At 69.2% G+C, this 21,367-nt stretch carries 20 protein-coding genes and 1 pseudogene; 9 read left to right on the top strand and 12 right to left on the bottom strand.

Annotation, left to right across the window (positions count from 1 at the left end; translation table 11 throughout):
* Positions 1 to 13 precede the first annotated feature (13 nt).
* Positions 14 to 559: a hypothetical protein gene (locus tag ACIQM4_RS25915; RefSeq protein ID WP_401596038.1), complete on the bottom strand. Its 546-nt coding sequence runs from the start codon at positions 557 to 559 to the stop codon at positions 14 to 16.
* A gap of 387 nt (positions 560 to 946) precedes the next feature.
* Here ACIQM4_RS25915 and ACIQM4_RS25910 point away from each other — a divergent pair, with 387 nt between their 5' ends.
* The gene (locus ACIQM4_RS25910) at positions 947 to 3,259 is read left to right on the top strand and encodes a molybdopterin-dependent oxidoreductase (RefSeq protein WP_401596035.1); all 2,313 of its coding nucleotides are present in this window, start codon (positions 947 to 949) and stop codon (positions 3,257 to 3,259) included.
* Between the two features lie 134 nt (positions 3,260 to 3,393).
* Positions 3,394 to 3,945, top strand: coding sequence for an EF-hand domain-containing protein (locus tag ACIQM4_RS25905; RefSeq protein WP_401596032.1), 552 nt, complete (start codon positions 3,394 to 3,396; stop codon positions 3,943 to 3,945).
* A 415-nt stretch (positions 3,946 to 4,360) separates the two neighbouring features.
* Here the strand turns inward: ACIQM4_RS25905 and ACIQM4_RS25900 are convergent, their stop codons facing one another.
* Both ACIQM4_RS25900 and ACIQM4_RS25895 read right to left on the bottom strand, forming a co-directional pair.
* A complete protein-coding gene (locus ACIQM4_RS25900) occupies positions 4,361 to 4,501 on the bottom strand; it encodes a hypothetical protein (protein WP_401596030.1) in 141 nt (46 codons plus the stop codon).
* A gap of 109 nt (positions 4,502 to 4,610) precedes the next feature.
* A complete protein-coding gene (locus ACIQM4_RS25895; RefSeq protein WP_401596028.1) occupies positions 4,611 to 4,829 on the bottom strand; it encodes a hypothetical protein in 219 nt (72 codons plus the stop codon).
* Between the two features lie 728 nt (positions 4,830 to 5,557).
* Here ACIQM4_RS25895 and ACIQM4_RS25890 point away from each other — a divergent pair.
* The gene (locus tag ACIQM4_RS25890; protein WP_401596026.1) at positions 5,558 to 6,676 is read left to right on the top strand and encodes a serine hydrolase domain-containing protein; all 1,119 of its coding nucleotides are present in this window, start codon (positions 5,558 to 5,560) and stop codon (positions 6,674 to 6,676) included.
* A 347-nt stretch (positions 6,677 to 7,023) separates the two neighbouring features.
* On the opposite strand, the gene ACIQM4_RS25885 is transcribed toward ACIQM4_RS25890, so the two are convergent.
* Positions 7,024 to 7,317: a winged helix-turn-helix transcriptional regulator gene (locus tag ACIQM4_RS25885; protein ID WP_401596023.1), complete on the bottom strand. Its 294-nt coding sequence runs from the start codon at positions 7,315 to 7,317 to the stop codon at positions 7,024 to 7,026.
* An 81-nt stretch (positions 7,318 to 7,398) separates the two neighbouring features.
* Between ACIQM4_RS25885 and ACIQM4_RS25880 the strand changes: the two are divergent.
* A pseudogene (locus ACIQM4_RS25880) lies at positions 7,399 to 8,324 on the top strand (NADP-dependent oxidoreductase).
* A 474-nt stretch (positions 8,325 to 8,798) separates the two neighbouring features.
* On the opposite strand, the gene ACIQM4_RS25875 reads toward ACIQM4_RS25880, so the two are convergent.
* Positions 8,799 to 9,695, bottom strand: coding sequence for an SDR family oxidoreductase (locus ACIQM4_RS25875; protein WP_401596021.1), 897 nt, complete (start codon positions 9,693 to 9,695; stop codon positions 8,799 to 8,801).
* Positions 9,695 to 10,093 (bottom strand): nuclear transport factor 2 family protein, encoded by a 399-nt coding sequence (locus ACIQM4_RS25870; protein ID WP_401596018.1) that lies wholly within the window; start codon positions 10,091 to 10,093, stop codon positions 9,695 to 9,697. The genes ACIQM4_RS25875 and ACIQM4_RS25870 overlap by 1 nt, the downstream gene beginning before the upstream one ends.
* Before the next feature lie 25 nt (positions 10,094 to 10,118).
* On the opposite strand from ACIQM4_RS25870, the gene ACIQM4_RS25865 reads away from it, so the two are divergent.
* Positions 10,119 to 10,742 carry a TetR/AcrR family transcriptional regulator gene (locus ACIQM4_RS25865; RefSeq protein ID WP_401596015.1) on the top strand — a complete coding sequence of 208 codons (624 nt, stop codon included), beginning with the start codon at positions 10,119 to 10,121 and terminating at the stop codon, positions 10,740 to 10,742.
* A 283-nt stretch (positions 10,743 to 11,025) separates the two neighbouring features.
* Here the strand turns inward: ACIQM4_RS25865 and ACIQM4_RS25860 are convergent, their stop codons facing one another.
* On the bottom strand, positions 11,026 to 11,454 hold the full coding sequence (locus tag ACIQM4_RS25860; protein ID WP_401596013.1) for a hypothetical protein: 429 nt from the start codon (positions 11,452 to 11,454) through the stop codon (positions 11,026 to 11,028).
* A gap of 439 nt (positions 11,455 to 11,893) precedes the next feature.
* Positions 11,894 to 12,475 (bottom strand): DUF421 domain-containing protein, encoded by a 582-nt coding sequence (locus ACIQM4_RS25855; RefSeq protein ID WP_401596010.1) that lies wholly within the window; start codon positions 12,473 to 12,475, stop codon positions 11,894 to 11,896.
* A gap of 233 nt (positions 12,476 to 12,708) precedes the next feature.
* Between ACIQM4_RS25855 and ACIQM4_RS25850 the strand changes: the two genes are divergently transcribed.
* A complete protein-coding gene (locus tag ACIQM4_RS25850; RefSeq protein ID WP_401596007.1) occupies positions 12,709 to 13,356 on the top strand; it encodes an ABC transporter ATP-binding protein in 648 nt (215 codons plus the stop codon).
* A gap of 46 nt (positions 13,357 to 13,402) precedes the next feature.
* Here ACIQM4_RS25850 and ACIQM4_RS25845 read toward each other — a convergent pair whose 3' ends face one another.
* On the bottom strand, positions 13,403 to 14,608 hold the full coding sequence (locus tag ACIQM4_RS25845) for a hypothetical protein (protein ID WP_401596005.1): 1,206 nt from the start codon (positions 14,606 to 14,608) through the stop codon (positions 13,403 to 13,405).
* A gap of 286 nt (positions 14,609 to 14,894) precedes the next feature.
* On the opposite strand from ACIQM4_RS25845, the gene ACIQM4_RS25840 reads away from it, so the two are divergent.
* Both ACIQM4_RS25840 and ACIQM4_RS25835 read left to right on the top strand, forming a co-directional pair.
* Positions 14,895 to 15,707, top strand: a complete 813-nt coding sequence (locus ACIQM4_RS25840; protein ID WP_401596002.1) for an ABC transporter permease — start codon at positions 14,895 to 14,897, stop codon at positions 15,705 to 15,707.
* Positions 15,700 to 16,740, top strand: a complete 1,041-nt coding sequence (locus ACIQM4_RS25835; protein WP_401596000.1) for an NAD-dependent epimerase/dehydratase family protein — start codon at positions 15,700 to 15,702, stop codon at positions 16,738 to 16,740. Before ACIQM4_RS25840 ends, ACIQM4_RS25835 begins: the two co-directional genes overlap by 8 nt.
* A gap of 120 nt (positions 16,741 to 16,860) precedes the next feature.
* Here the strand turns inward: ACIQM4_RS25835 and ACIQM4_RS25830 are convergent, their stop codons facing one another.
* The 3 genes from ACIQM4_RS25830 to ACIQM4_RS25820 form a co-directional block, all read right to left on the bottom strand.
* A complete protein-coding gene (locus ACIQM4_RS25830) occupies positions 16,861 to 18,441 on the bottom strand; it encodes an aminotransferase class I/II-fold pyridoxal phosphate-dependent enzyme (RefSeq protein ID WP_401595998.1) in 1,581 nt (526 codons plus the stop codon).
* The gene (locus tag ACIQM4_RS25825; protein WP_401595996.1) at positions 18,438 to 20,123 is read right to left on the bottom strand and encodes an AMP-binding protein; all 1,686 of its coding nucleotides are present in this window, start codon (positions 20,121 to 20,123) and stop codon (positions 18,438 to 18,440) included. Before ACIQM4_RS25825 ends, ACIQM4_RS25830 begins: the two co-directional genes overlap by 4 nt.
* A gap of 291 nt (positions 20,124 to 20,414) precedes the next feature.
* Positions 20,415 to 20,654 (bottom strand): chaplin, encoded by a 240-nt coding sequence (locus ACIQM4_RS25820; RefSeq protein WP_401595994.1) that lies wholly within the window; start codon positions 20,652 to 20,654, stop codon positions 20,415 to 20,417.
* 126 nt (positions 20,655 to 20,780) lie between these two features.
* Between ACIQM4_RS25820 and ACIQM4_RS25815 the strand changes: the two genes are divergently transcribed.
* Positions 20,781 to 21,008, top strand: coding sequence for a hypothetical protein (locus ACIQM4_RS25815; protein ID WP_401595992.1), 228 nt, complete (start codon positions 20,781 to 20,783; stop codon positions 21,006 to 21,008).
* Positions 21,009 to 21,367 lie beyond the last annotated feature (359 nt).

Here is a 21,367-nt window from a genome sequence, read left to right as displayed (position 1 = left end):
CCATAGCTCACGGTCAGACCGCGCGGTCAGAGGCGTACACGCTGTGGGCGGCTCGCGTGGCCGGCTTCGCGTGGGCCGTCATCCGGCTCCGTACGAAGATCGTGGCGAGCCGGGTGATCACCTCGGTGAGAGCCATCAGCACGAACGCCGCAACCCAGGCCTGTTCGCTGGTGATGTGGTGCGCGAGGCTGAACCGGGCCACGTCGTCGGCGCCACCGCCGTGCTCGGTCCACAACTGGAAGCCCATCCTGGCTCCCATGCCGAGTACCCACAGGGCCGCCGACACCGCGCCCGCCTTGATCAAGAGGTGTCCGTCGACGGAACGGATCCGGGTGTAGATGCCGCCGGCGATGCCCAGGGCTGCTCCCAGCCCCACCAAGGCGCCCACCAGCAGGAGGTCGTTGCCCGCGGTGGGGATGGAATCGAGGTAGTTGTGGGCCACGAAGGCCACGATGCCCAGCGGGATCAGGAAGGTCTTCAGGTCGAGACGGCCTTCCCGCAGCTGCCGGAAGACGACGAGGACGAGGGCGATGTCGATGAGCCAGTCGGTTGTTGTCATGCCTTCAAGGCTGCCGCGACAGGGCCTTTCGCTCCTGGACCCGTGGGTGGAGACGGGGGTGGAGACGGGGGTGGAGAAGGGGGTGGAGAAGGGGGTGGATCCCGGTGCTCCCGGTGGGCGAACCGCCGGGAAACGGCGGCCGGCGGTACGTGGGCAGTGTCGGTACCGGTTTCACGGTCGGTGATCCTCGTTGACGCGCGGTCGGCGGATGTGTTGCCCGTAAAGGGGAGCGGGCTGCGGGCGCGCACTCGTGCGCGCAGTCAGGGTTGGGCGGCGCCCGTCAGGGGGAGCCTGTGTCCTGCGGACCGCAGATTGACGCGGAACCTCTGTGATGCAGCGGCCGTTGCGCGAGAGCCGGAAAGACTTCAGGGATGGAGTTGATGCACGGTGGAACGACGCATGCCGGTGGCGACGCACTGGGGGAGTTTCGTAGCCGTGGTCGACTCGGGCCGGCTGGTGCGCATCGAGCCCCGGGGTGATGACCCCGCGCCCTCGCCCATCGGGCCCGGCATGGTGGCGGCTGCCGAGGACAGTGCGCGTGTGCTGCGGCCCGCGGTGCGCAAGGGGTGGCTCGATGGTGTGCCGCGCGCCGATGACACGGCCAGGGGCGTGGACGCCTTCGTGGAGGTGAGCTGGGACGACGCGCTCACGCTGGTGAGCGAGGAACTTCGCCGGGTGCGTGCGCAGCACGGGGACAGCGCGGTGTTCGGTGGCTCGTACGGCTGGGCCAGTGCGGGTGGGTTCCACAACGCGCAGGGGCAGCTCCAGCGATTCCTGGCGTTGGGCGGGGGCTACACGGACTCGCGCAACACGTACAGCACCGCAGCTCTTGAGGTCATTCTTCCGCATGTGATCGGCGGCGCTCCGTGGAGCTACCAGTCCCGGATGCCCATGTGGGACGAGATAGCCGAGAACTGTGAGCTCGTGGTGGCGTTCGGCGGGCTGGCCCTGAAGAACAGCCAGATCAACCCCGGCGGACTGGCCCGGCACCGGACGCGGGACCTGCAGCGCAAGTGCCGTGAGGCCGGGGTGCGGTTCGTGAACGTCAGCCCCATCCGCAGCGACACCGCCGGTTTCCTCGACGCCGAGTGGCTGCCGGTCGTCCCCAACACCGACACCGCCTTGATGCTCGGTATCGCGCACACCATGCTGGTCAACGGATGGCACGACGAAGACTTCCTCACCCGCTGCTGCGTGGGGTTCGACCGCTTCGCCTCGTACCTGACCGGCGACCTGGACGACGTCGTCAAGGACGCCGGCTGGGCGTCGGCAATCACGGGCATCAGCCGCGACACGATCACCGATCTCGCCCGACGCCTGTCCGCGCAACGTTCTCTCATCATGGTCAACTACGCGATACAGCGGGCGGACCACGGCGAGCAGCCGATCTGGATGTCGGTCGTACTGGCGGCCATGGCGGGTTCGCTCGGGCGGCCCGGCGGCGGCTGGGGCTCGGGTTACGCGACGATGGACGCGACCGGTGTCGCCCCGGGCCGGCCGTCCGTGGCATCGGTGCCGCGGGTGGCGAACCCGGTGGCCGACTTCATCCCGGTCGCCCGGATCGCCGACACCCTGCTGGAGCCGGGCAGGATCATCGACTACGACGGCCGGCGCCTGACCCTGCCGGACCTGCGCCTGATCTACTGGTGCGGGGGAAACCCCTTCCACCACCACCAGGACCTCCACCGTCTCACCCGTGCCTGGCAGCGTCCGGACACGGTGGTGGTCCACGAGGCCTGGTGGAACACCACGGCGAAGTTCGCCGACATCGTGCTCCCCGTCGCGACCAGCCTGGAGCGCGACGACTTCGCCGCGGGGTTCTCCGACCCCCACCTCGTCGCGATGCCGAAAGTCCGCGAGCCGGCCGGCGAGGCACGCACCGACCACCAGATCTTCGCCGCCCTGGCCGCCCGGCTCGGCTACGAGCGCGAGTTCACCGAGGCGCGCTCCGAGATCGAATGGGTCCGCCACCTCTACGAACAGACAAGGGCCGGCCTTGGCTCCGACGCAGCCCTGCCGGAATTCGACGACTTCTGGCAAAGCGCCACCGGTGTGGAGCTGCCGGCGCTCAAGGGGCCGTTTGCCGGCAGCTTCGAGGCACTGCGCTCCGATCCGCAGAGCTTCCCCCTGACAACACCTTCGGGCCGGATCGAGATCTTCTCCGAAAGGATCGACTCGTTCGGCTACGACGACTGCACCGGACATCCGACGTGGTTCGAACCCGTGGAATGGCTTCGCGCCGATCTCGCGGGCCGCTTCCCACTGCACCTGATCTCCAACCAGCCCGCCTCCCGCCTGCACAGCCAGTACGACAACGGTGGCCACAGCCTCAAGTCAAAGATCCGTGGCCGCGAGCCCGTAACGATCAACCCCCAGGACGCGGCATCACGAGGTATCGAGAACGGCATGATCGTGCGCGTCTTCAACGACCGAGGCAGCTGCCTGGCGGGGGCCATCCTGTCGGACACCGTCATGTCCGGCGTCATTCAGCTGTCCACCGGAGCGTGGTGGGACCCGGCCCAGCCGGGCCGGAGCGGAACCTTGGACCGGCACGGCAACCCGAACACCCTCACCGGGGACCGCGGGTGCTCGCGCCTGTCCCAGGGCCCCAGTGCGCACAGCGCGCTCGTCGACGTCGAGGTCTACGACGGACCCGTGGAGGAGGTACTCGCCTTCACACCACCACACCTCGAACACTGAAACGAAGCTGACTCATGGGCAGGCGAGTTTGCCGTGTTCATTGCTGCGGGTGCCAGGTTGGCAGGGCGGGCCGGGCGTCCGGCCCGCCCTCGAACCTTCGCGGCACCGTAACCGCTTGAATACAATCCGTCGTCATGACTGCACTGCAAGAACTCAAGTACGGCCAGTGGTTCAGGGGCGCCGATGTCGACGGCGACGGATTCATCACCCAGCACGACGTCCGCAGGATGAGCGAGCGTTACATCGGCGCCCGCGCCACCACCCCTGACGCCGAGACCGCCCGCCGGCTCACCGAGGGGATGGACCAGTTCTGGTCGAACGTCATCGCCCCGATGGATCAGGACGGTGACGGGAAGGTCGACGTGCGGGAGATGACCGACGGCTTCAAGAGTGTCCTGACCGACCGCGCGCTCTACCCGCAGCAGATCGCGCCGGTCACCAACTGCTTCTTCGACCTCGTCGACCTCAACGGAGACGGCAAGATCGACCAGGCCGAGTTCCAGCAGATGTTCGACTCGGTCGCCGCCGTCCCCGGCGAGGACTGCGCCGCGGTCTTCGCCGCTCTGGACCTCGACGGCTCCGGCGGACTGGACCGCGACGAGTTCCACCAGGCGCTCGAAGAGTTCTTCTACGGCAACGACCCCGAAGCTCCCGCCAACCACATCTTCGGCAAGGTCACCGCCTGACCGTTTCCGGATTCGCCGTCGAACCCGTGCCTGTGCCAGGTCCGCCCCTGGCCAGGTCGACCGGGATGGATACCAGCAGGCGCCGGGCGATGCGTTCGCTGTCGTTGGTACGCAGCCATCTCCCCATCTCCAGCTTCAGGAAGCCCACGAGACAGTTGGCAGTTGAGTGTCCAGGGCCCTGAGAACGAAAACGCGCACCAGCTCGTGACCAACTTCCGGAGGGCCTCGGACGGCACTCGGTGGCTCTCCGTCGCGGACTGCCGTACGTCCTTGAAACATTGCTAGTTTCGGAGCAGGGCGAAGTATCAGTAGGAACTACCCTCTAGCGTGGGGTGTTGTCGTTGACCTCGTTGCGGGCCGTCGGCGCCGCGCGCTTTTCCGTCGGTGTCGGCCAGGGTGATCCCGTACACCGCGGTCACCGCGGAAATCCCGACGCTGAGCCGAACGGGGTGCACGTGCACAGCAGTCCGCCGGCCAAGCCCTGTTCCTCCTTGGCCACGCTGTCGGTCGCCGCGATGGTGAGCGGAGCGTGGGCGAGGGCGAATGCGGTGCCCACGACGACGAGGCTCGGAAACATCACTGCGTACGACCAGCCCCGCCCGACCGGCAGGAAGAGTCCGCAGGCCGCTACCGCCTACGGGAAGCCGCCGAAGATCACCCGGCTGTCACCGTGATGGTTCACCAGGCGGGGGTGAGGGTGGGTGCCAGCACGGCGTCACAGCCCATGACGACAGCGCGATCGCAGTCCGCAGTGAGGACCAGCCGCGCAGCTCTTGCAGGTGGAGCGTGACGATGAACTGGAAGCCGAAGAACGCGCCGAGGGTCAGCCCGAGCCCTTCGCCGCGGTGTTCGAGCCGGGCGATGCCGTAGGCGAGCCGCAGCATCGCGGCGGCGGTGGCCGCGCCGACCAGGTCGAAGCCCCTGCCGTGCGGGCTCGGGGCGGACCTCGGCCGGCGGCAGCCTGAGCGCCGCGAGCAGGAGGGTGCCGACCAGGATCACCGGGGCGAAGAACACCCAGCGGCAACCGAGTTCGGTCGGTAGCCCGCCGGGGACAAGGCATAGCGAGAAGCCGCCGGCGCCGGCGCTGGCGAAGACCAGCAGGGCTTTGTCGCGCCGCGGGCCTCCCGAGTACGAGAGCGGCGCGAATGGTGGGCCCGGCAACGGCCAGCATGGCGACATCGCTGCCCTCCAGGACGATCGTTCCGCACAGGACGGGCAGCAGGGTCCGCGCTCGTCGGCTGTCCCGGGCCGTCGCGACGTCGGACACGGATCCTCCCTTCAGTTGCTGAGCCGCTTGGGCATTACCGGTTGTTCGGTGGCGGACGCCGGCCGTCGCGGAACCTGCGCGAGCCCGGCCACGACGCCCGTGCCCGCACCTTTTGTTCTGCATCCGGAGGCTCGATTTACCGAGCGGCGGGACGGGACGGGGTGGGGAACGCCCCCGTATCAAGCCGGGCGTCAGCAGGATGGGCCACAGGAGTGGCGGCCCGGCACGCTGGGACAGCAGCAGGAACGGCAACGGCAATAGCAACAGCAGCACAGGCAACAGAAACAGGAGCAATCGGTGAAGGCACGTGCGGGGGCAGCAGCACTGTTGGCGGGGATTTGCGCGGTGGCGGTATCAGGGATCTTCCCGACGGTCGCGGCGGAACGGGGGTCGCCCCCGCCGCCCGCCGGCCTTGAGGAAGCGATCGAGCAGACGGTCGCGGACGGTTTCCCGGGTGTAGTGGCGTATGCCAGGCGCGGAGAGCTGGAGTCACGGATGGCGGCCGGGCTCGCGGACACGGCGAGGGGTGAGCGAGCACGGCCGGGCCAGCGGTTCCGGATCGCCAGTAACACCAAGTCGTTCGTGTCGACGGTACTGCTGCAGCTGGAGGGCGAAGGACGGCTCTCGCTCAACGACAGTGTGGAGAAGTGGCTGCCCGGCGTGGTCCAGGGGAACGGCAACGCCGGCAAGGACATCAGCGTCCGGCAACTGCTCAATCACACCTCAGGCATGTACGACCCGACCAACGAGCCGGAGTTCTTCGCCCCTTACTTGGAGCGCCACGAATGGGACCACGTCTACACCCCTCGGGAGGTGATCGCCCGCGCCGTCCGGCACAAGCCGCTCTTCGCGCCCGGCGACCACTGGGCGTACTCGAACACCAACTACCTGGTCGCCGGTTTGGTGATCGAGGCAGCCACCCGTCACAGCGCGCCCTCCGAAATCAACCGGCGGATTCTTGGCCCGCTCGGCCTGAAGGACACCTCCTTCCCGGTGACCGACCCGGCCATTCACGGCCCCCATCTGCACGGTTACGACCTCGCGGGACGCGATATGACCCGGTTCAGCCCGTCGTACGACTGGACCGCAGGTGCCATGATCTCCACGGTCGACGACCTGGCCCGTTTCCACCGGGCCCTGTTCACCGGCAAGCTGCTGCGCCCGGCCCAGCAGCGCGAACTCGTGACGACGGTGCAGTTCCCCGCAGCGCCGGCGTACGGACTGGGCGTGCAGCGCATGGACGTGTCCTGCGGTACGGGACCGGACACCAAGCAGGTCAGCGCCTGGGAGACCGACGGCGCCGGCCCTGGCTTCACCAGCGTGTCCCTCTCCACGGCCGACGGTGAGCGACAACTGGTCCTAGCCGCCAATGTCTACGACCTCGGCGCGGAACTGAAGGAGGAGCCGCCGGTACCGCGTAGTGAGGGACTGGGAAAGGCGCAGAGGGCAGCCTTGTGCGACTGAGGCGGTGTCATGTCACGGCGGTTGACGTCGCGTGGGACACGGCGCAGGACCCGTCAGGAAGCGGCACGCGATGACCGTGCACTCAGCGGTTACGAGGGACGGCCGTGTCCGCAGGGCCGACGCGGGCCCACGCGTGTGCGACGGCTTCGAGAGCGTGAAAAGCGCCAAGGCGCCAGTCAACGACATAGCGGGACCCACGAACAGATGATCGGAAGGCTCCTGCTCAACTCACTTCCGCAACGGCCCCGAGTAACGCTCAGCAGCGGTCACTCCTCGCCGGTGGGGTGCCGCCCGTGCTGTCCTCGCCCCTGCCGGCATGAGCTCGGGCGGCGCCCAGGGCTTCTTTGCTAAACGCCCTGCTCAGGATCGCCGCCGAGGGCATCGAGCACTGTGTCGCCGTTCGCCCTCCCCCGCTCGGTCAGCATGTGGATCGGCTCGATCAGCGTCGCTCCGAGCGGGGTGAGCTCGTACTCGACCCGGGGCGGCACCTCGGCGTAGGCGTGGTGGCTGACGAGTCCGTGCGCCTGGAGCCGACGGAGCGTCTGGGTGAGCATCTTGCGGGAGATGTCGCCGATCAGCTCGACCACCAGACGTGCCGGGCAGTCGGAGAGAAAGGGGTCACCGGGACCGAAACCGCTCATGGGGCCAAAGGTACCTGCTGGTTCCTGTCGGACATCTAGCGTGGATTCTCCCCCTGCAAGCGCTTCAAGCACAGGAAAGTCATGCGAGCCATCACCCAGCAGACGCTCGGCGGTCCCGAGGTCCTCACCATCGTTGATGCACCCGAGCCCCATCCCCTGCCGACCGAGGTACTGGTCCGCGTCAAGGCGATCGGCCTGAACCCGTTGGAGGCGCGCCTTCGTGCCGGCGAGTTCCCGCTGCTCGGACAGCCGCCGTTCATCCTCGGCTGGGACATCAGCGGCGTCGTCGAGAAGGCGTACACGGGGTGGTTCAAGGCCGGCGACGAGGTGTTCGGAATGCCGCTGTTCCCGCGGGCGGCGAACGCATACGCCGAACTCGTGTCGGCGCCGGCCCTGGACCTGGCTCGCAAGCCCGCCTCGCTCTCGCACGTCGAGGCGTCGGCGTTGCCGGCGGTCGGGCTGCCCGCGTGGCAGGGCCTCGTCGACCTTGCTGACGTGAGTGAGGGCGACCGCGTCCTCATCCACGGCGGCGGTGGCGGAGTCGGCCACGTCGCCATCCAGATTGCGAAAGCGCTCGGCGCATACGTGATCACGACCGCCTGCGCCGGCAAGCGGAAGTTCGTCGAAAGCTTCGGCGCCGACGAGGTGACGACTACACGACCGTCGACTTCACCCGGGCGCTCCGCGACGTCGACGTCGTCCTCGACACGATCGGCGGCCGCAGCGTCGAGCGGTCCCTCGACCTACTCCGCCCCGGTGGCCACCTGGTAACGGCGGTCTCCGAGGACGATGTGGAGCTCGTCGCCAAGTACGAGGCGGCCGACATGCGCTTCAGCGGCATCGCGGTCGCTCCCGACCCGGTCGCCCTGGGCGGTCTCGTGGCACTCGTCGAGCAGGGCAGGCTCCGGGTCCACGTGCAGGAGACATTCCCGTTCGAGCGCCTTCACGACGCACATCGGCTGCTCGACGGCGGGCACCTCCAGGGCAAGCTCGTCCCGACTGTCTGAGACCCGGACTGTGCGGTGCCCAGGAGGTCATGGACCTTGCGGGTTCGCCGGGACCGACCCGTACACCTGCGTCGAGTGATCACCGGCTATGAACATGAGCCTGAGCTCTGGTCCACTCCCTGTGACCCTGGTAGACGGAAGCGCTTCCGTGGGACTCCGGGAGAGGTACCTGCTCTGTGCCGCATCCGGGTCGTCGCTGCCGAGCGAGCATGACGCCGAACGAGTCCACAGGAGGTGAGTCAGAGCGTCGCCGCATGCTGCCGCCTGGAGGCGATTGAGCTGCATGCCATTCGTCGGCAGTACGAGCGCGACACATTCTGGTGCGGTCTGCTCCTCCGACGCTGTGGCGTTCAGCAGGTCACCGAGCCCTGCACGAACCGGGCTGGTTACCTGCCCGCGGTATGGCTCATCGCCTCCCGGATGGGTGCTGTGGGTGTGGGCGGCTCAGGCGTGCGGGTGTGCTTGCCGACGTGCTCAGCTGGTGAAGTATTCCGGACGGTCGAGGTCCTCCAGCAGTCCCGGTCCCTCGGGCGCCCAGCCGAGGAGTTGGCGGGTGGCGGCGCTGGAGGCGGGCCCGTCTCCTTCCGCGTAGGCCGTGTACAGGCCGAAGTGGCGGCGGGCCTTGAGCGGGGACATGCTGACCACCGGTACTCCGAGACGGCGGCCGATGATGTCGGCGATCGACCGGTAGGGCACGCCCTCTTCCGCGACGGCGTGGTAGCGGCCGGCGCGGGTGCCCCGCTCGACCGCGAGCCGGAACACGCGAGCGGCATCCGTGTGGTGCACGGCCGGCAAGCGGTTCTCGCCCTGGCCGACGTAACCCGATGTGCCGTGCTTGCGGGCCAGTTCGATGAAGCGCGGGAGCGTGAACCGGTCGCCGTCGCCGTGTACGCACGGCATCCGCACGATCGAGGCGTTGACGCCCGATTCCGCCAGGCCCATGATCGTGCGCTCGACATTGCGTCCGACGGGGCCGGCTTTGGTGGAAGCGGGGTCGTCCTCGGTGAAGACCGGTCCGGACGGGATGACGGGTGCGAATCCGCCGGCCGCGACCAGGGGCCGGTCCGTGCCGGCGAACACCTCGGCGACGGCCTGCAGGGCGGCGCGCTCGATGCGGCTGTTGTGGGGGAATCTGGCGATGCTCTTGTTGTCGAACGCCGTATGGATCACCGCGTCGCTGAGGGCGGCGCCCTCGCGCACGCGCTCGGGCTCTTCCAGGCTGCCCGGGTGCGCCGTGGCCCCTGCCGCTCGAAGCGTCGCGGCGGAAGCTTCCGAGCGGGCAAGGGCGAGGACTTCGTGCCCCGACTCGATCAAGTCGCGTACGACCGCGGAACCGATGAAGCCGGTGCCGCCCGTGACGAAGACGCGCATCAGGCTGCCTCACCAGCGGGACGCCGCGGCCCCATGTAGTCCTTCAGCCGGGTCACGAGGCCGTCGCGCCGCTCGATGATCCACAGGTAGCGGATGTCGAAGGGGTCGCCGGTGGCCGCGTCGAAGTGATGTCCTTCGGCCTCGATCATCACGTCCTCACCCAGCTCGCGCACGGTGATGTCGTCCAGGCCGCCGAACTGCACACTGCCGTCCATCGCTGCCATGTAGGCACGGATCTGGGGCTTGCCTTCGAGCCTGCGGACGTCGCCGGACGCGGCGAACGGGAACTCGTGGACCGCGTCATCGGCGTACATGCGCAGCCAGGTGTCGACATCGCCGTCGGCAAGGCCGATCGCGGCCTCCGCCAGCCAGACGGGGAATTCCGCTTCGTCGTCCATGGGGGCTCCTCTAGAATTACGGACTATGAGTCCTCAAAAGCGTACCACCATTACGGACTCCCAGTCCGAAAAGGCTCGGCGGGGGCGCCCCGCAGTTCCCCGCGATCGCATCCTGGGAGCCGTCGACGAGCTGCTGGCTGCCTCCGGGACCCCCGGCGCGGTCACGATGGACGACATCGCGGCAGCGGCCGGGGTCGGCAAGGGAACGCTCTTCCGGGCCTTCGGAAGCCGGGACGGCCTGCTGGACGCCCTGTTCGCGGCGCGCCTGGAACCCTGGCGCGAGGAGCTCCACCGCGCCGGGTCCCCGATCGGCCCCGGCGTGCCGGCGGCCGAGCGGGTCGTGGCGATCCTGGAGCAGCTGCTGAACTTCAAGCTGGAGAACCCTGCCCTGATCGCGGCACGCGAGATGAACAGCACGAGCCTGCTGGCGGCCCCGCACTACGTGTGGGTTCACGGTGTGCTGCGCGACCTGCTGGAACAGGCGGGCTTCCGGGCGCAGTCGGCGGTCTACACGGCTCACCTGCTTCTGGGGGGACTCCAGGTCGAACTCATCGCCACGCTCAAAGCCTCCGGATGTTCCGACGCTGACATCAGGCACACGCTCGTGAGCACGGCACGCCGCGTTCTCGGCATACCCGCGGATGCCTGAGCAGGCGCGGGCGCGGCCCGCGACACCGAGCACCGGGCACCGGGCACCGGACAGGCCGCGGCACGGTCACGCAGATCGACGCGTCGCTGACGGCCGGCGGGCCGGCCGTTGTAGTCGCGGATGCCGAGCAGTCCACGCTGCGCGCGAGCAGGGTCGTCGACCGCCTGCTGGCACCGCGGTCTGACAGTCCCCGTGCCCCCCGCTGTGTCGATCAACCTCTCGCCCTCGGCGGGCACCCGCGGTGGGTGCCCGCCTCGTGGGACGGATTTCGGTCGTGTGGGTGTTACCGCTCCGTGCTGGGGGTGGCAGGCCGGGGCAGTGCCGCCGGGGTGGGGGGCGCGAGGTCGAGCAGTGCCCACCGGCGGTGGCCGTCTCCGGCGTTCTCCACCCCGCAGTCCGCCGATCCTCGGGAGGCGACGGCCCGTAGGAGCGAACCGTCGTCGGGTCGGTCGGCGTGGGGGCCGCTGCTGAGGACGAGCACCATGGCGTGCTCCTGGTGGTCGGCGAGGTGAACGCTGAGGTGGTCACCCCCGTCGTCCACGGCCGCCGTCACGAGCAGCTCGACGACCGTGCGCACCGTCTCCTCGTCGAAGTGCTGGTACCCCCAGGCATGCAGGGCTTCCGCCACCCGGCGGCTCGCACCGCGCGGTGTCCAAGGCCGGGATTCGAGAGGCCAGTTCTTGCCGCGCCGGTCCGCGATCCGTGTCTGCATCCACGACGCGGTGGCTTTCGGCGGCGGGTCCGGCGGCGGCAGGGGCCGCTTGGGTGGCGGCTCCGTCCTGGGCGGGTAGGTCGGCCGGTGCGGTGCGTCCACAAGTACCTCCCGCGTACGGACAAGGGCGTGCCCATAGCGTAGACCCGTCCGGCGGCCCGGACACGGACAACGAGGGGTGGGCGAACGCTCGGGAATGGAAGGGCAATTGCACGTGGGGGCGGAATGGTGGGTCGGTGGCCACCAGGTGACGGGGTGTCGGTCCGTGTCGCGGTGGTCGCGGCACCGCGCTTCGCGCTGGAAAGGGTGTCGGCTTCCCTCAGGGACTGGCTCCGTGAGGATGGCGGCGAAGGCCACGATGCCCGCAGGCACCATGGCGGAGGCCACGATGCCCGCAGGCACCATGGCGGAGGCCGCGATGCGTGCCGGCGCGTCGACGTCAAGAGCTCGAACGGAGTTCGCTGCGCAGTGCGGCGAGTTCGCCCCGTAGGTCTGCGAGTTCGGCGCGCAGGTGGGCGACGTCGTTCTTGTCGGCTGCCTGGTCGCCCTTGCGGAGGGTGACCAGGAGCATGCCGCTGGGCTGGAGCGTCACCTCGTCCGCCTCGATGCCTCCGTCGCCGCCCTGGCTGCGTACGGCCACCTCAAGGTCCGAACGACGCAGCCTGGTGCGGCTGATCGCCTGGGGCAGCCAGGTGCCGTTGCGTACCAGGGTGACCGGGACGCCTTCCACGAGACGGCTGAAGCGGTCCGACAGCATCGTGGCCTTCACCATGACGCCGTTGGCGAGGATGAGCACGAGCGCGCCGAAGGCGGCTCCGGCCACCGAGTCGTCGGGTCCGATGACCGCGTTCTGCAGGATGGTCACCAGCAACAGCATGACGACCAGGTCGAAGGTGTTCAGTTGCGCCAGGTCCCGTTTCCCGCCCAGGCGCAGGAGGACCAGCACCAGGAGGTACACGAGGACAGTGCGGGCGCCCTTCTCCAGGAAGGAGACGTCCGAGTGCATCAGGTCGTGCCACATGCGAACGCCCCGTTCCCGCTCCGTGTGCCCGGCTCGCCTTCGTACCGGGCCGCAGTCAGGTTATGCACAGTCGCTGCCGCGGAAGAACGGAACACACTCGGGTGCCGTGCACACGATCAGAGATACCTGAGTCCCGGCAATGCTTCTGCCGCACAGTGCCGGTCCGGCCCCCGGATCGTTGACGTGGTGTTGACGGTCGAAAGAGCGGAGCGCGGTAAGTGAAGGACTGTCTCTTGAGAGTCGACCAGGTGGAGAAGTCCTACGGCCCGCGGCAGGTGTTGCGAGGGGTTTCGCTGTCCGTCGCACCAGGCTCCGTCGTGGGTCTGCTGGGTGAGAACGGGGCGGGGAAGTCGACCCTGCTGAAGATCATGGTGGGGCGGCTCGCTCCTGACCGGGGAACCGTGCGGCGGTGTGGGCGGCTGGGGTACTGCCCCCAAGCGCCGGTGTTCAGCCCGCATCTCAGCCTTGAGCAGCACCTGCGGTTCTTCCAGGCCGCGTATCGTCTGCGCGACTTGTCCTGGGCGTACGAACTGGTGGAGATCCTGGGGTGCGGTGCCTTCCTGCGGGAACGGGCGGGGGCCCTGAGCGGCGGGACCCAGCAGAAGGTCAATGTGGTGCTCGCGCTGATGCACGATCCGCCGTTGCTGGTGCTCGACGAGCCGTACCAGGGATTCGACTGGCAGACCCACGAGCAGTTCTTCGACCTGGCCGCGACCCTTCGCGACCGTGGCCGGTCGGTGCTGGTGGTTTCCCACCTGGCGCCGGACCGTCGGCGCTTCGACGTCCTGCACCATCTGCGTGACGGGGTCATCCACGCGGACGATCCGGGCCCGAGAGGCGCACGGGAGGAGACACCTGCGTCGCGCACTGCTGCCAGGTGACACGTTGTGGCGCGAGAGCGCGAACACCGCGCGTACGGGTGGGATGTCACCCTGGGGCGTGGTCGCGCGCGAACGAGTGCGCACAGCCCGGTGGCCGCGGCGGGAGTACGGCGCGTGTGTACATGCGGTAGCGCTTGACGGTACGGGCGCCGATGCGCTTCATCACACTGTTGATCTGCGCGTTGTCCTCCAGAACCCACGAGGCCTCGGCGGTGTGCAGGCCCTGGGCCTGGGCCGCGCGCGAGAGCGCCAGGTACATCAGCAGTTCCAGGCCCCGCCCGCGGTCCTCCCTGCGCACCCCCATGGCGGGCAGCCGGGCGCGCGTGAGGTGCCGCTTGGCGCGCAGCAGGCGCAGCAGTCCCACGGGGGCGCCGTAGGAGAAGAGCCGGCCGCCGGCGGCAGCGAGTGCGGGGGCGAGGTCGGGCAGGAGGATGGCGAAGCCTGCGGGGCGGCCGTCAATTTCGCCGACCAGGGTGAAATCCGCGCGCAACAGAGGCCTGAGGCGGCGTGCGAGCGCGGTGAACTCGCGAGGACTCGCCGGGCTGAACCCCCAGTTGTCGCCGAGTGCCGAGTTGTACAGCTCCCGGATGAGGCGGCTCTCCTCGTCGAAGCGGCCGAGGTCGACCGGCCGTACCGTCAGCGCGGTGTTCCGCGTGATGTACCGGGCGGCACGCTGTAGTCCCCGGTCTTCGTGGAGCGTGGTCGGGAACTCGTGCGCGAGCAGATCCTTGGCCTTCTCGAACCCGAGGGACTCCAGGAGGGCGGGATAGTACGGGGGATTGTGGGGGAGCATGATCGCCGGACGTTCGGCGAACCCCTCGACGAGCACCCCGCATTCGTCGTTGGTGGTGAATCCGACGGGCCCGAGCATCGTCTCCAGGCCCCGCTCACGCAGCCACCCCGCCGCGGCTGCGCACAGCGCTTCCCCCACCTCCAGGTCGTCGGTGGATTCGAAGAGACCGAAGAAGCCGTCACGGCCGCCGTGATGAGCGGTGTGACTGGGATTGCTGACTGCCGCGATACGGCCGACGGGGCGCCCGTGCCGGCGAGCGAGGAAGAGTCCGGCCTGGCCGTACTCGAAGAACGGGTTCTTCCTGGGGTTCAGCAACGCCCGCTGCTCGTGTCGCAGCGGGGGGACCCAGTGGGCGCTCTCCCGGTGCAGCTGGTAAGGCAGTTCCAGGAAGGCGGCCCGGTCGCTCCGGGTCCGTACGGCGGTGATGTCGAGCCCGCCGGTGCGGGGGACGGTCGTCACGGTCACAAGGAGTCCTCGTCTTAATTGAACCGGTGCAGGGGCGGGCGATGAGGGAGTGCTGACTCAACGATTCGCGTGGGCACAAAGCACGCGCAAGGCACGCAGAAGGCACGTCTTTCACAACGCACGCACAACGCCCGACGGCAGCTCTGGCGTTGCTTATCCCGGTCCCGCTTCGTTGGTACTGAGCGCGGTGGCCGACTGGACGTTCTCCATGTGAACCGCCTCGGCCCGGCCTCGGCGCAGGTGCCCGTCGCCTGATGGCAAGGAAGGAAGTGGTTCAGCCGTGCGGACTTTTCCGACGTTTTTCACCGCGACGCGCTACGCCCTGGTGGAGCACGGACGCAACCGTCTGGCGGTCGTCCTGATGCTGGTGTTCGTACCCCTGTGGGTGACGCTGGCACATCTGACCGTGGGCGATGCACCGGCGCGGTTCCGGCTGCATGCGACCGGCGACCTGCTCAGTGCGCGTAGCAGTGAGCTGACCCAGATCACCGGAGCGATGAACGCGATCACCGCGATCGTCGGGTTCATGATGTTCGCCTCGACGTTCGCCAACGGTGCGTTCGATCAGCGTCTGGTGATGGCCGGGTTCCCCCGGGGCCTCCTCGTGCTGGCCAAGGTGGCCTGCCTGGTGCTCGCCTCGGCGGCACTCGTGGGTTACGCGACCCTACTGCTGTGCATCTTCTGGTCGCCGCGCCAGCCGGGCATGCTGGCTGCCGCGCTGTTCTGTACGGCGCTGACGTACGGCGCGTTCGGCGTCGCTCTGGGATCACTCCTGCGGCGCGAGGTCGAAGGGATGTTCGCGATCGTGATGTTGACCGTCACGGACATCATCTTGCAGAACCCCGTCGCCAGCGCATCCTCCGACGACGACATCGTGCGGTTCCTGCCTTCTTACGGGGCCATGCAGGCAGCCGTCGCAGCGGGGTTCTCCTCCACCGCGCTCCCGTCCTACCTGCTGCTGCAGCTGGCCTGGTTCGCGGCAGCGGCAGCGCTGAGCCTGCTGGCCTTCCACCGCAACACCCGCATCATCCCGACGTGTCCGCCGTCCCCGGTGCGTGAGGCGCACACGGCGCAGGGAGCCGTACATGTCTGACGTTCCCGTGCACAGCTCGCACACAAGGCCGCCCGCCCCGGCCCGGGGGACCCGGTACACGGTGGTGGGTGCGAGCGGGTTCGTCGGAAGCCGGCTCTGCCGACGCCTCGTCGCCGCGGGCGGCACCGTGACCGCGCTTGTCCGGCCGACGACCGACACCGGTGCGATCAACAAGATCGGCGTACGCACCGTGCAGGGTGACCTGGTGAGCGGCCAGGGCCTCGACGAGGCGGTCAGGGGTGCGGAGGTGGTCATCCACCTCGGAGGGGTCACCAGGGCGCTGTCACATCAGGAGTACTGGGGATGCAACGCGCAGGGCGCCGACAGGCTCGCGCGCGCGGCGGCCGCCGCGACCTCGCCTCCGGTCTTCGTGCTGTGCTCCTCCCTCGCGGCGGCGGGACCCTCCTCACGGGACAGGCCTCGCACCGAGCGGGACCACCCGGCGCCCGTCTCTTGGTACGGGCGCAGCAAACTCGCCGGTGAACTCGCTGCGCGCGCGTGGGCCGGTCCGATGCCTGTCACCATCGTGCGCCCGCCCGTCGTGTACGGGCCGGGGGACGCCTTGCTGATGCCGTCGGTGCGACCGATGGTCCGTACAGGGTTGCTGCTCCAGGCAGGCTTCGGCGCGCGGGGATTTTCCCTGGTGCACGTGGACGACGTGTGCTCCGCCCTTCTCGCCGCCGCACAGCGCGGAGACCGCGTACACCCCGACGACCCGGCCCGCGGCATCTACCACCTCTCGGACGGCGCCACCCACTCCTGGGGGAGCTTCGGCCGCGCGGTCGCACAGGCGCTGGGACAGCGCCGCGTTCCGCGCGTGGTACCGGTGCCCGTGACGGTGGTCAAGGCAGCGTCCGCAGCAGCACAGACGCTGGGCAGGATGCGTGGCGCTCCTCCCGCACTGACCCGCGACAAGGCCAGGGAACTCGCCTGCGAGTGGTGGACGTGTTCCCACGACAAGGCCCGGCGCGACCTTGCCCTGGGGCCTCCGATCGAGGTGCGGCAGGGGCTTCGGTATCTGTCCCGCCAGTAACGGAAGTCCTCTGTCCTGCCAGTGGCGGACGTCTTCTGTCCCGCCGGCGGCGGACGTCCTCTGTCCGCCAATAGCGGAAGTCCCCTGTCCCGCCAGCGACGGAAGTCTCCCGTCCCGCTGTCAGGACAGACCGGCGGCCCGGTCGGTGGGCTCTGTTCGGGTGCGTGCCCGGGGCAGTTCGACGGCCAGGGCTGCGACCGCCTCGCGGATCTGCTCCTCGCTGTGGCCGGCGGTGACGAAGAATCGCAGCCGGGACTGGGACTCCTCGACGGCGGGAGGGATGAAAGGCGCGACACTGATTCCGCGCCGGCGCATGCGGTCGGCGAGCCGCAGCGCGCAGCCCGCCCCGCCCGTGATGATCGGCACCACACCGGAGCCGTCCGTACTGCGTCCCGTGTCCAGCCCCCTCTCCCGGGCCAGCGTGCGAAAGAGATCGGCCCGTCGGCGGGCCGTGGCAGCCAGTTGCGGCCGTGCTCGCAGCTGGCCGAGGGCCGCAAGCGCGGCAGCCGCTGCGCTCGGTGCGATGCCGGTGCCGTAGATGAAACCGGGTGCGGTGTGCCGAAGATGAGTGATGAGTTCACGGTTGCCGGCGATGTAGCCGCCGCAGCTGGCCAACGCCTTGGACAACGTACCCATGTGCACGTCCACCTCGTGGGGCGGCACCTGCCAGTGCTCGGCCGCCCCGGCTCCGCGCCCGCCGAGCACACCCACGCTGTGCGCCTCGTCCAGGTAGAGCTTGGCCAGGTGCCGTCGGCAGAGCCGCAGCAGTTCAGGGAGGTCCGCGAGGTCACCGTCCATGCTGTAGACACCTTCGACGGCGACGATCGCAGTGCGGTGGTGCGGGCGCTCCGCATCAAGAATGTGGTCGAGCGCTGCCAGGTCGTTGTGCGGGAACGACCGGCGCCGGGCGCCGGACAGCTGGGCCCCTTGCACGATGCTGTTGTGGGCGAGTTCGTCGTGGACGATCAGATCGTCGCGTCCGGCAAGGTGGGACAGGACGGAAACGTTCGTCGCATGGCCCGCGACGAAGACCAACGCGTCTTCGGTGCCCACGTGTTCGGCGAGAGCTGCCTCCAGTTGCAGGTGGACGGGGCGCTCGCCCGACACCGCGCGGCTGGCGGAGACGGAGGTGCCGTACCGGTCGATGGCTGCTTTCGCAGCGTCGGCCACCAGGGGGTCGGCTGCCAGTCCCAGATAGTCGAAGGAGGAGAAATTGGTCATGGGGGTGCCGTCGACGAGCATGGTGGCGGCGGTCAGTCCGTCGTGCACGGTGAAGTAGGGGTTGTTGACCTCGTGCTGCGCGAGCTCGTCGGCGATCCTCGCGAGCCCGGTGGGTGTCTCGTGCCTCCGTTCCGCCAGGCCTACGGCCTGGTGCGGAAGTTGTGCCGCCGGGGGAGCGGGGGCGACGAGGCCTCCCGAGGGGAGCGTCCCGGCAGGGCGCCGGCCGGGACGAGGTGCGACGCACGCGGACGCCGTGAGTGCGGCGCAGATGTCTGCGACCGTGCGTGCCTGGCCGAGTGCGGCGTCCTGCACCCGTACTCCCAGTTGCTGTTCCGCGATGACGACGACTTCGACGAGCTGAACGGAATCCAGGCCCAGGGAGTGGACCTGCGTGTCGGCGTTCATGCCCGCTACCCGCTGCGCCGTGACCTTTTCGCACGCCTGGTGCAGCACCCGCAGGATTTCGTCCTCGGTGGTCATACGAGGCTTCCGTTCAGTTCGGCCGCATCCGCGGTTGCGACTGCGGTTGCGGCCGCGGATGCCGCCCGTGTCGCGAGGTAGCGTGCCCGCATCTGCTGTCGCCGGGGCTTGCCCGAGGTCGTTCTCGCCACCGCGCCCGGTGCGACAGCGACGACGTCGGCGACGTGGAGTGACAGTCGTCGGGCTACGAGCTCTCGCACCCTGCCCGCCAATTCCGCAGCCCGGTCGGCCCCGCACACGGCGAGCACCACCACCTCCTCGGTGTCGACACCGGGACGTGTGAACGCCACCGCCCCGTGCGGACGCACGCCTGCGACGGTTTCGACCAGCCACTCGACGTGCTGGGGGTCGACATTGCGTCCGTTGACCACCAGGACGTCCTTGGACCGCCCGGTGACATACAGGTCCCCGTCGTCGTCGAGATAGCCCCGGTCACCTGTGCGCAGCCACCCGTCCCGGCCGAACGTCTCCGTGGTGGCCGCGTTGTCGCCCACGTACCCACGGGCCACGGAAGGGCCGCGAACCCAGACTTCGCCGACTTCCCGCGCGGCACACGGCATCGCTCCTCCATCGGCGACCAACACCTCGTGCCCAGGCAACGGGCGGCCGCAGGAGACGACTTCCACCGCCGGTTCCCCGCCCTCGGCGCGTTGTGCGCGCCCCTGCTCGTGCAGTACCGAGCGGCTGACACCTCGACCGACCACCCCGACGCCGGGCTCGGTGAAGGTGACGGCGAGCGTGGCTTCGGCCAGCCCGTAGCAGCACCGCACCGAGGCCGGGTCCAGCCCGGCGGGCCCGTGGACGGCGGTGAAGTGCTCAAGCGAGCGCTTGTTGACCGGTTCACCCCCGCACAGCAGGCTGTGCACGGCAGAGAGGTCCAGCTCCGCCACGTCCTGCGGACGGGAGCGGCGCGCCGCGAGTGCGTAGGCGAAGTTGGGAGCGGCAGTGATCGTCCCTCGCGTCCGGGACATCGTCCGCATCCACAGGCCGGGATCCCGAATGAAGGTGCTGGGTGCCATCAGGGACACCGACAGTCCGATGGTCAGCGGTGCGAGGACGAAACCGACCAGGCCCATGTCGTGGTGGAGCGGCAGCCAGCTGACGCCGTGGTCCCGTTCGGGACCCGCGCGCAGGGCGCCCATGATGCCCAGCGCGTTGGCCGTCACCGAGGCGCAGGTGGCCGCGACCGCCCGTGGACGCCCGGTGCTGCCGCTGCTGAACTGCAGATAGGCGACACGCTCCGGATCAAAGGGCGCCGCAGGAACCACGCCGGAGGCGACCACGTCCAGTTGCTCGTACGCAAGGAAGAGCGGCCGTACTCGCGGCAACAGCCGCAGGTGCTCCTCGGACGCCGCCAGCACCGTGGGTTGCACCACGTCCAGGGCCGCAGCGATCTCTTCCTGCCACCCCTCCTTGCAGCCCATGGGCGGCGGCGGCAGCGGCACCGGCACCATCCCCGCCCACAGGGCGCCGAGGAAGGCGGCAACGAAGGGAGCCGGCTCCTGCGCGACCAGAGCCACTCGGTCCCCAGGGAGCACCCGGGAACGCGCCAGTGCCTCGGCGCGTCCGCGCGCGGCCCCGAGCAGTGCGCTGCGGGAAACCTCAACAACCTCGTGGTCCGCCGCGACATAGCGGTGGGCGAGGGAACTGTCGCCTTCCCATCGCCCCAGAACACTGGCCAACCACTGCGCATCCTCGACAGGCGTTCCCATTCGGCTTCCCTGCGTTCACCGGCAAGATCGCCCGAACCGTAACGGCAAAGGCACCGGGGCAGGTAACTCTCGTCACCTGAAACGGTGACGCCGCTGTCGCGCAGCCAAGGCACCGCAAGGCACGGCCGCTCAGCCGTCATGCCGGACGCATCCGAACAATCCCCGGCCTTGGCCCGTCAAGGCAGGGCCGGTTGTGTTCATACGTCTGGCGGCCAGGGCACCGAGGGGAAGCCGGTCCTGGCCGCCGGACGAGCAGACCTGTTACTCCGCGGCGCAGGTGTTCCCGAAGGCGGGGTTGAGAATTCCGACGACGTTCAGCGTGTTGCCGCAGTCGTTCACCGCCACGTGTACGGGGATCTGGTCCAGGTTGCCGGACAGGATGCCGGGCGCGTTGCCGGTGGCCCCCTGTGCGTCGGCGTCCGCCGAGGCGGTTCCGGTCGCGCCGATGAGTGCACCTGCGGCTGCCATCGTGAGGACGGCGGTGTGGGCGAGGGGACGCATGAAGGTCAGTCTCCTTGGTCGGTGGTCGACAGTCGTCCGGTTGGTCACCGGTTCCTGCTCAACGCGCCAGCGCCAAGATCGTTGCGGCCCGGTCCCGCGGAAGCGGGCGGGGCGGGTCGAGGCTCGATGGGTGTTGCTGTGGTGCGCGGGCGGGCCGGCCATGGGAGCGCACAGACCCCCTACCCCGACCTGTCCGCACTCCTTTCGCACCTCACCCGGGACGGGATCACCGCGGAGGTCCTGTCCGTCCGGGGACAGTCCGACGGGCGTGACCACCAGTGCCTGCGGCTGACCCGGCCCGCGGCGGGAACCCCGCACTCCTCCCGCCCCCTGCCGCAAGGACCCAACGGCTAGGTCTGCGTGGCCCCGCAACTCCTGCACGCCGTCAGGCATCCCGGCCACCAACTGGCACACGCCTGGCGCAATTTCGACGTCCACCCGCCCCAGACCCGGACGGCCGGGGGACAATCGGTGGCTGTGGAGCAGTGCCCACCGGTGGTGGCCGTTTCCGGTGTTCTTCCTGCGGTGGTCGCCTCCGTTGTGCACGGTTGGTTGGGGCGCGGGTGACCGGAACGGCAGCCGAAAGTGCTCGCCTTCACCGCCTCGCAGACGCCGATTGGTCCATCCCGTGAACGATCTCGCGCAGAACCCTCGGACAAGTTGCCCGACCGGAAAGACAGCAACCACTTGAACGTCCCCCGGCAGGGGTAGAC

It is taken from the genome of Streptomyces sp. NPDC091272 (assembly GCF_044757485.1).
Lineage (GTDB): Bacteria > Actinomycetota > Actinomycetes > Streptomycetales > Streptomycetaceae > Streptomyces.
The sequence above is the reverse complement of the archived record's forward strand: the minus strand, read 5'-3'. Positions and strand labels throughout refer to the sequence as shown.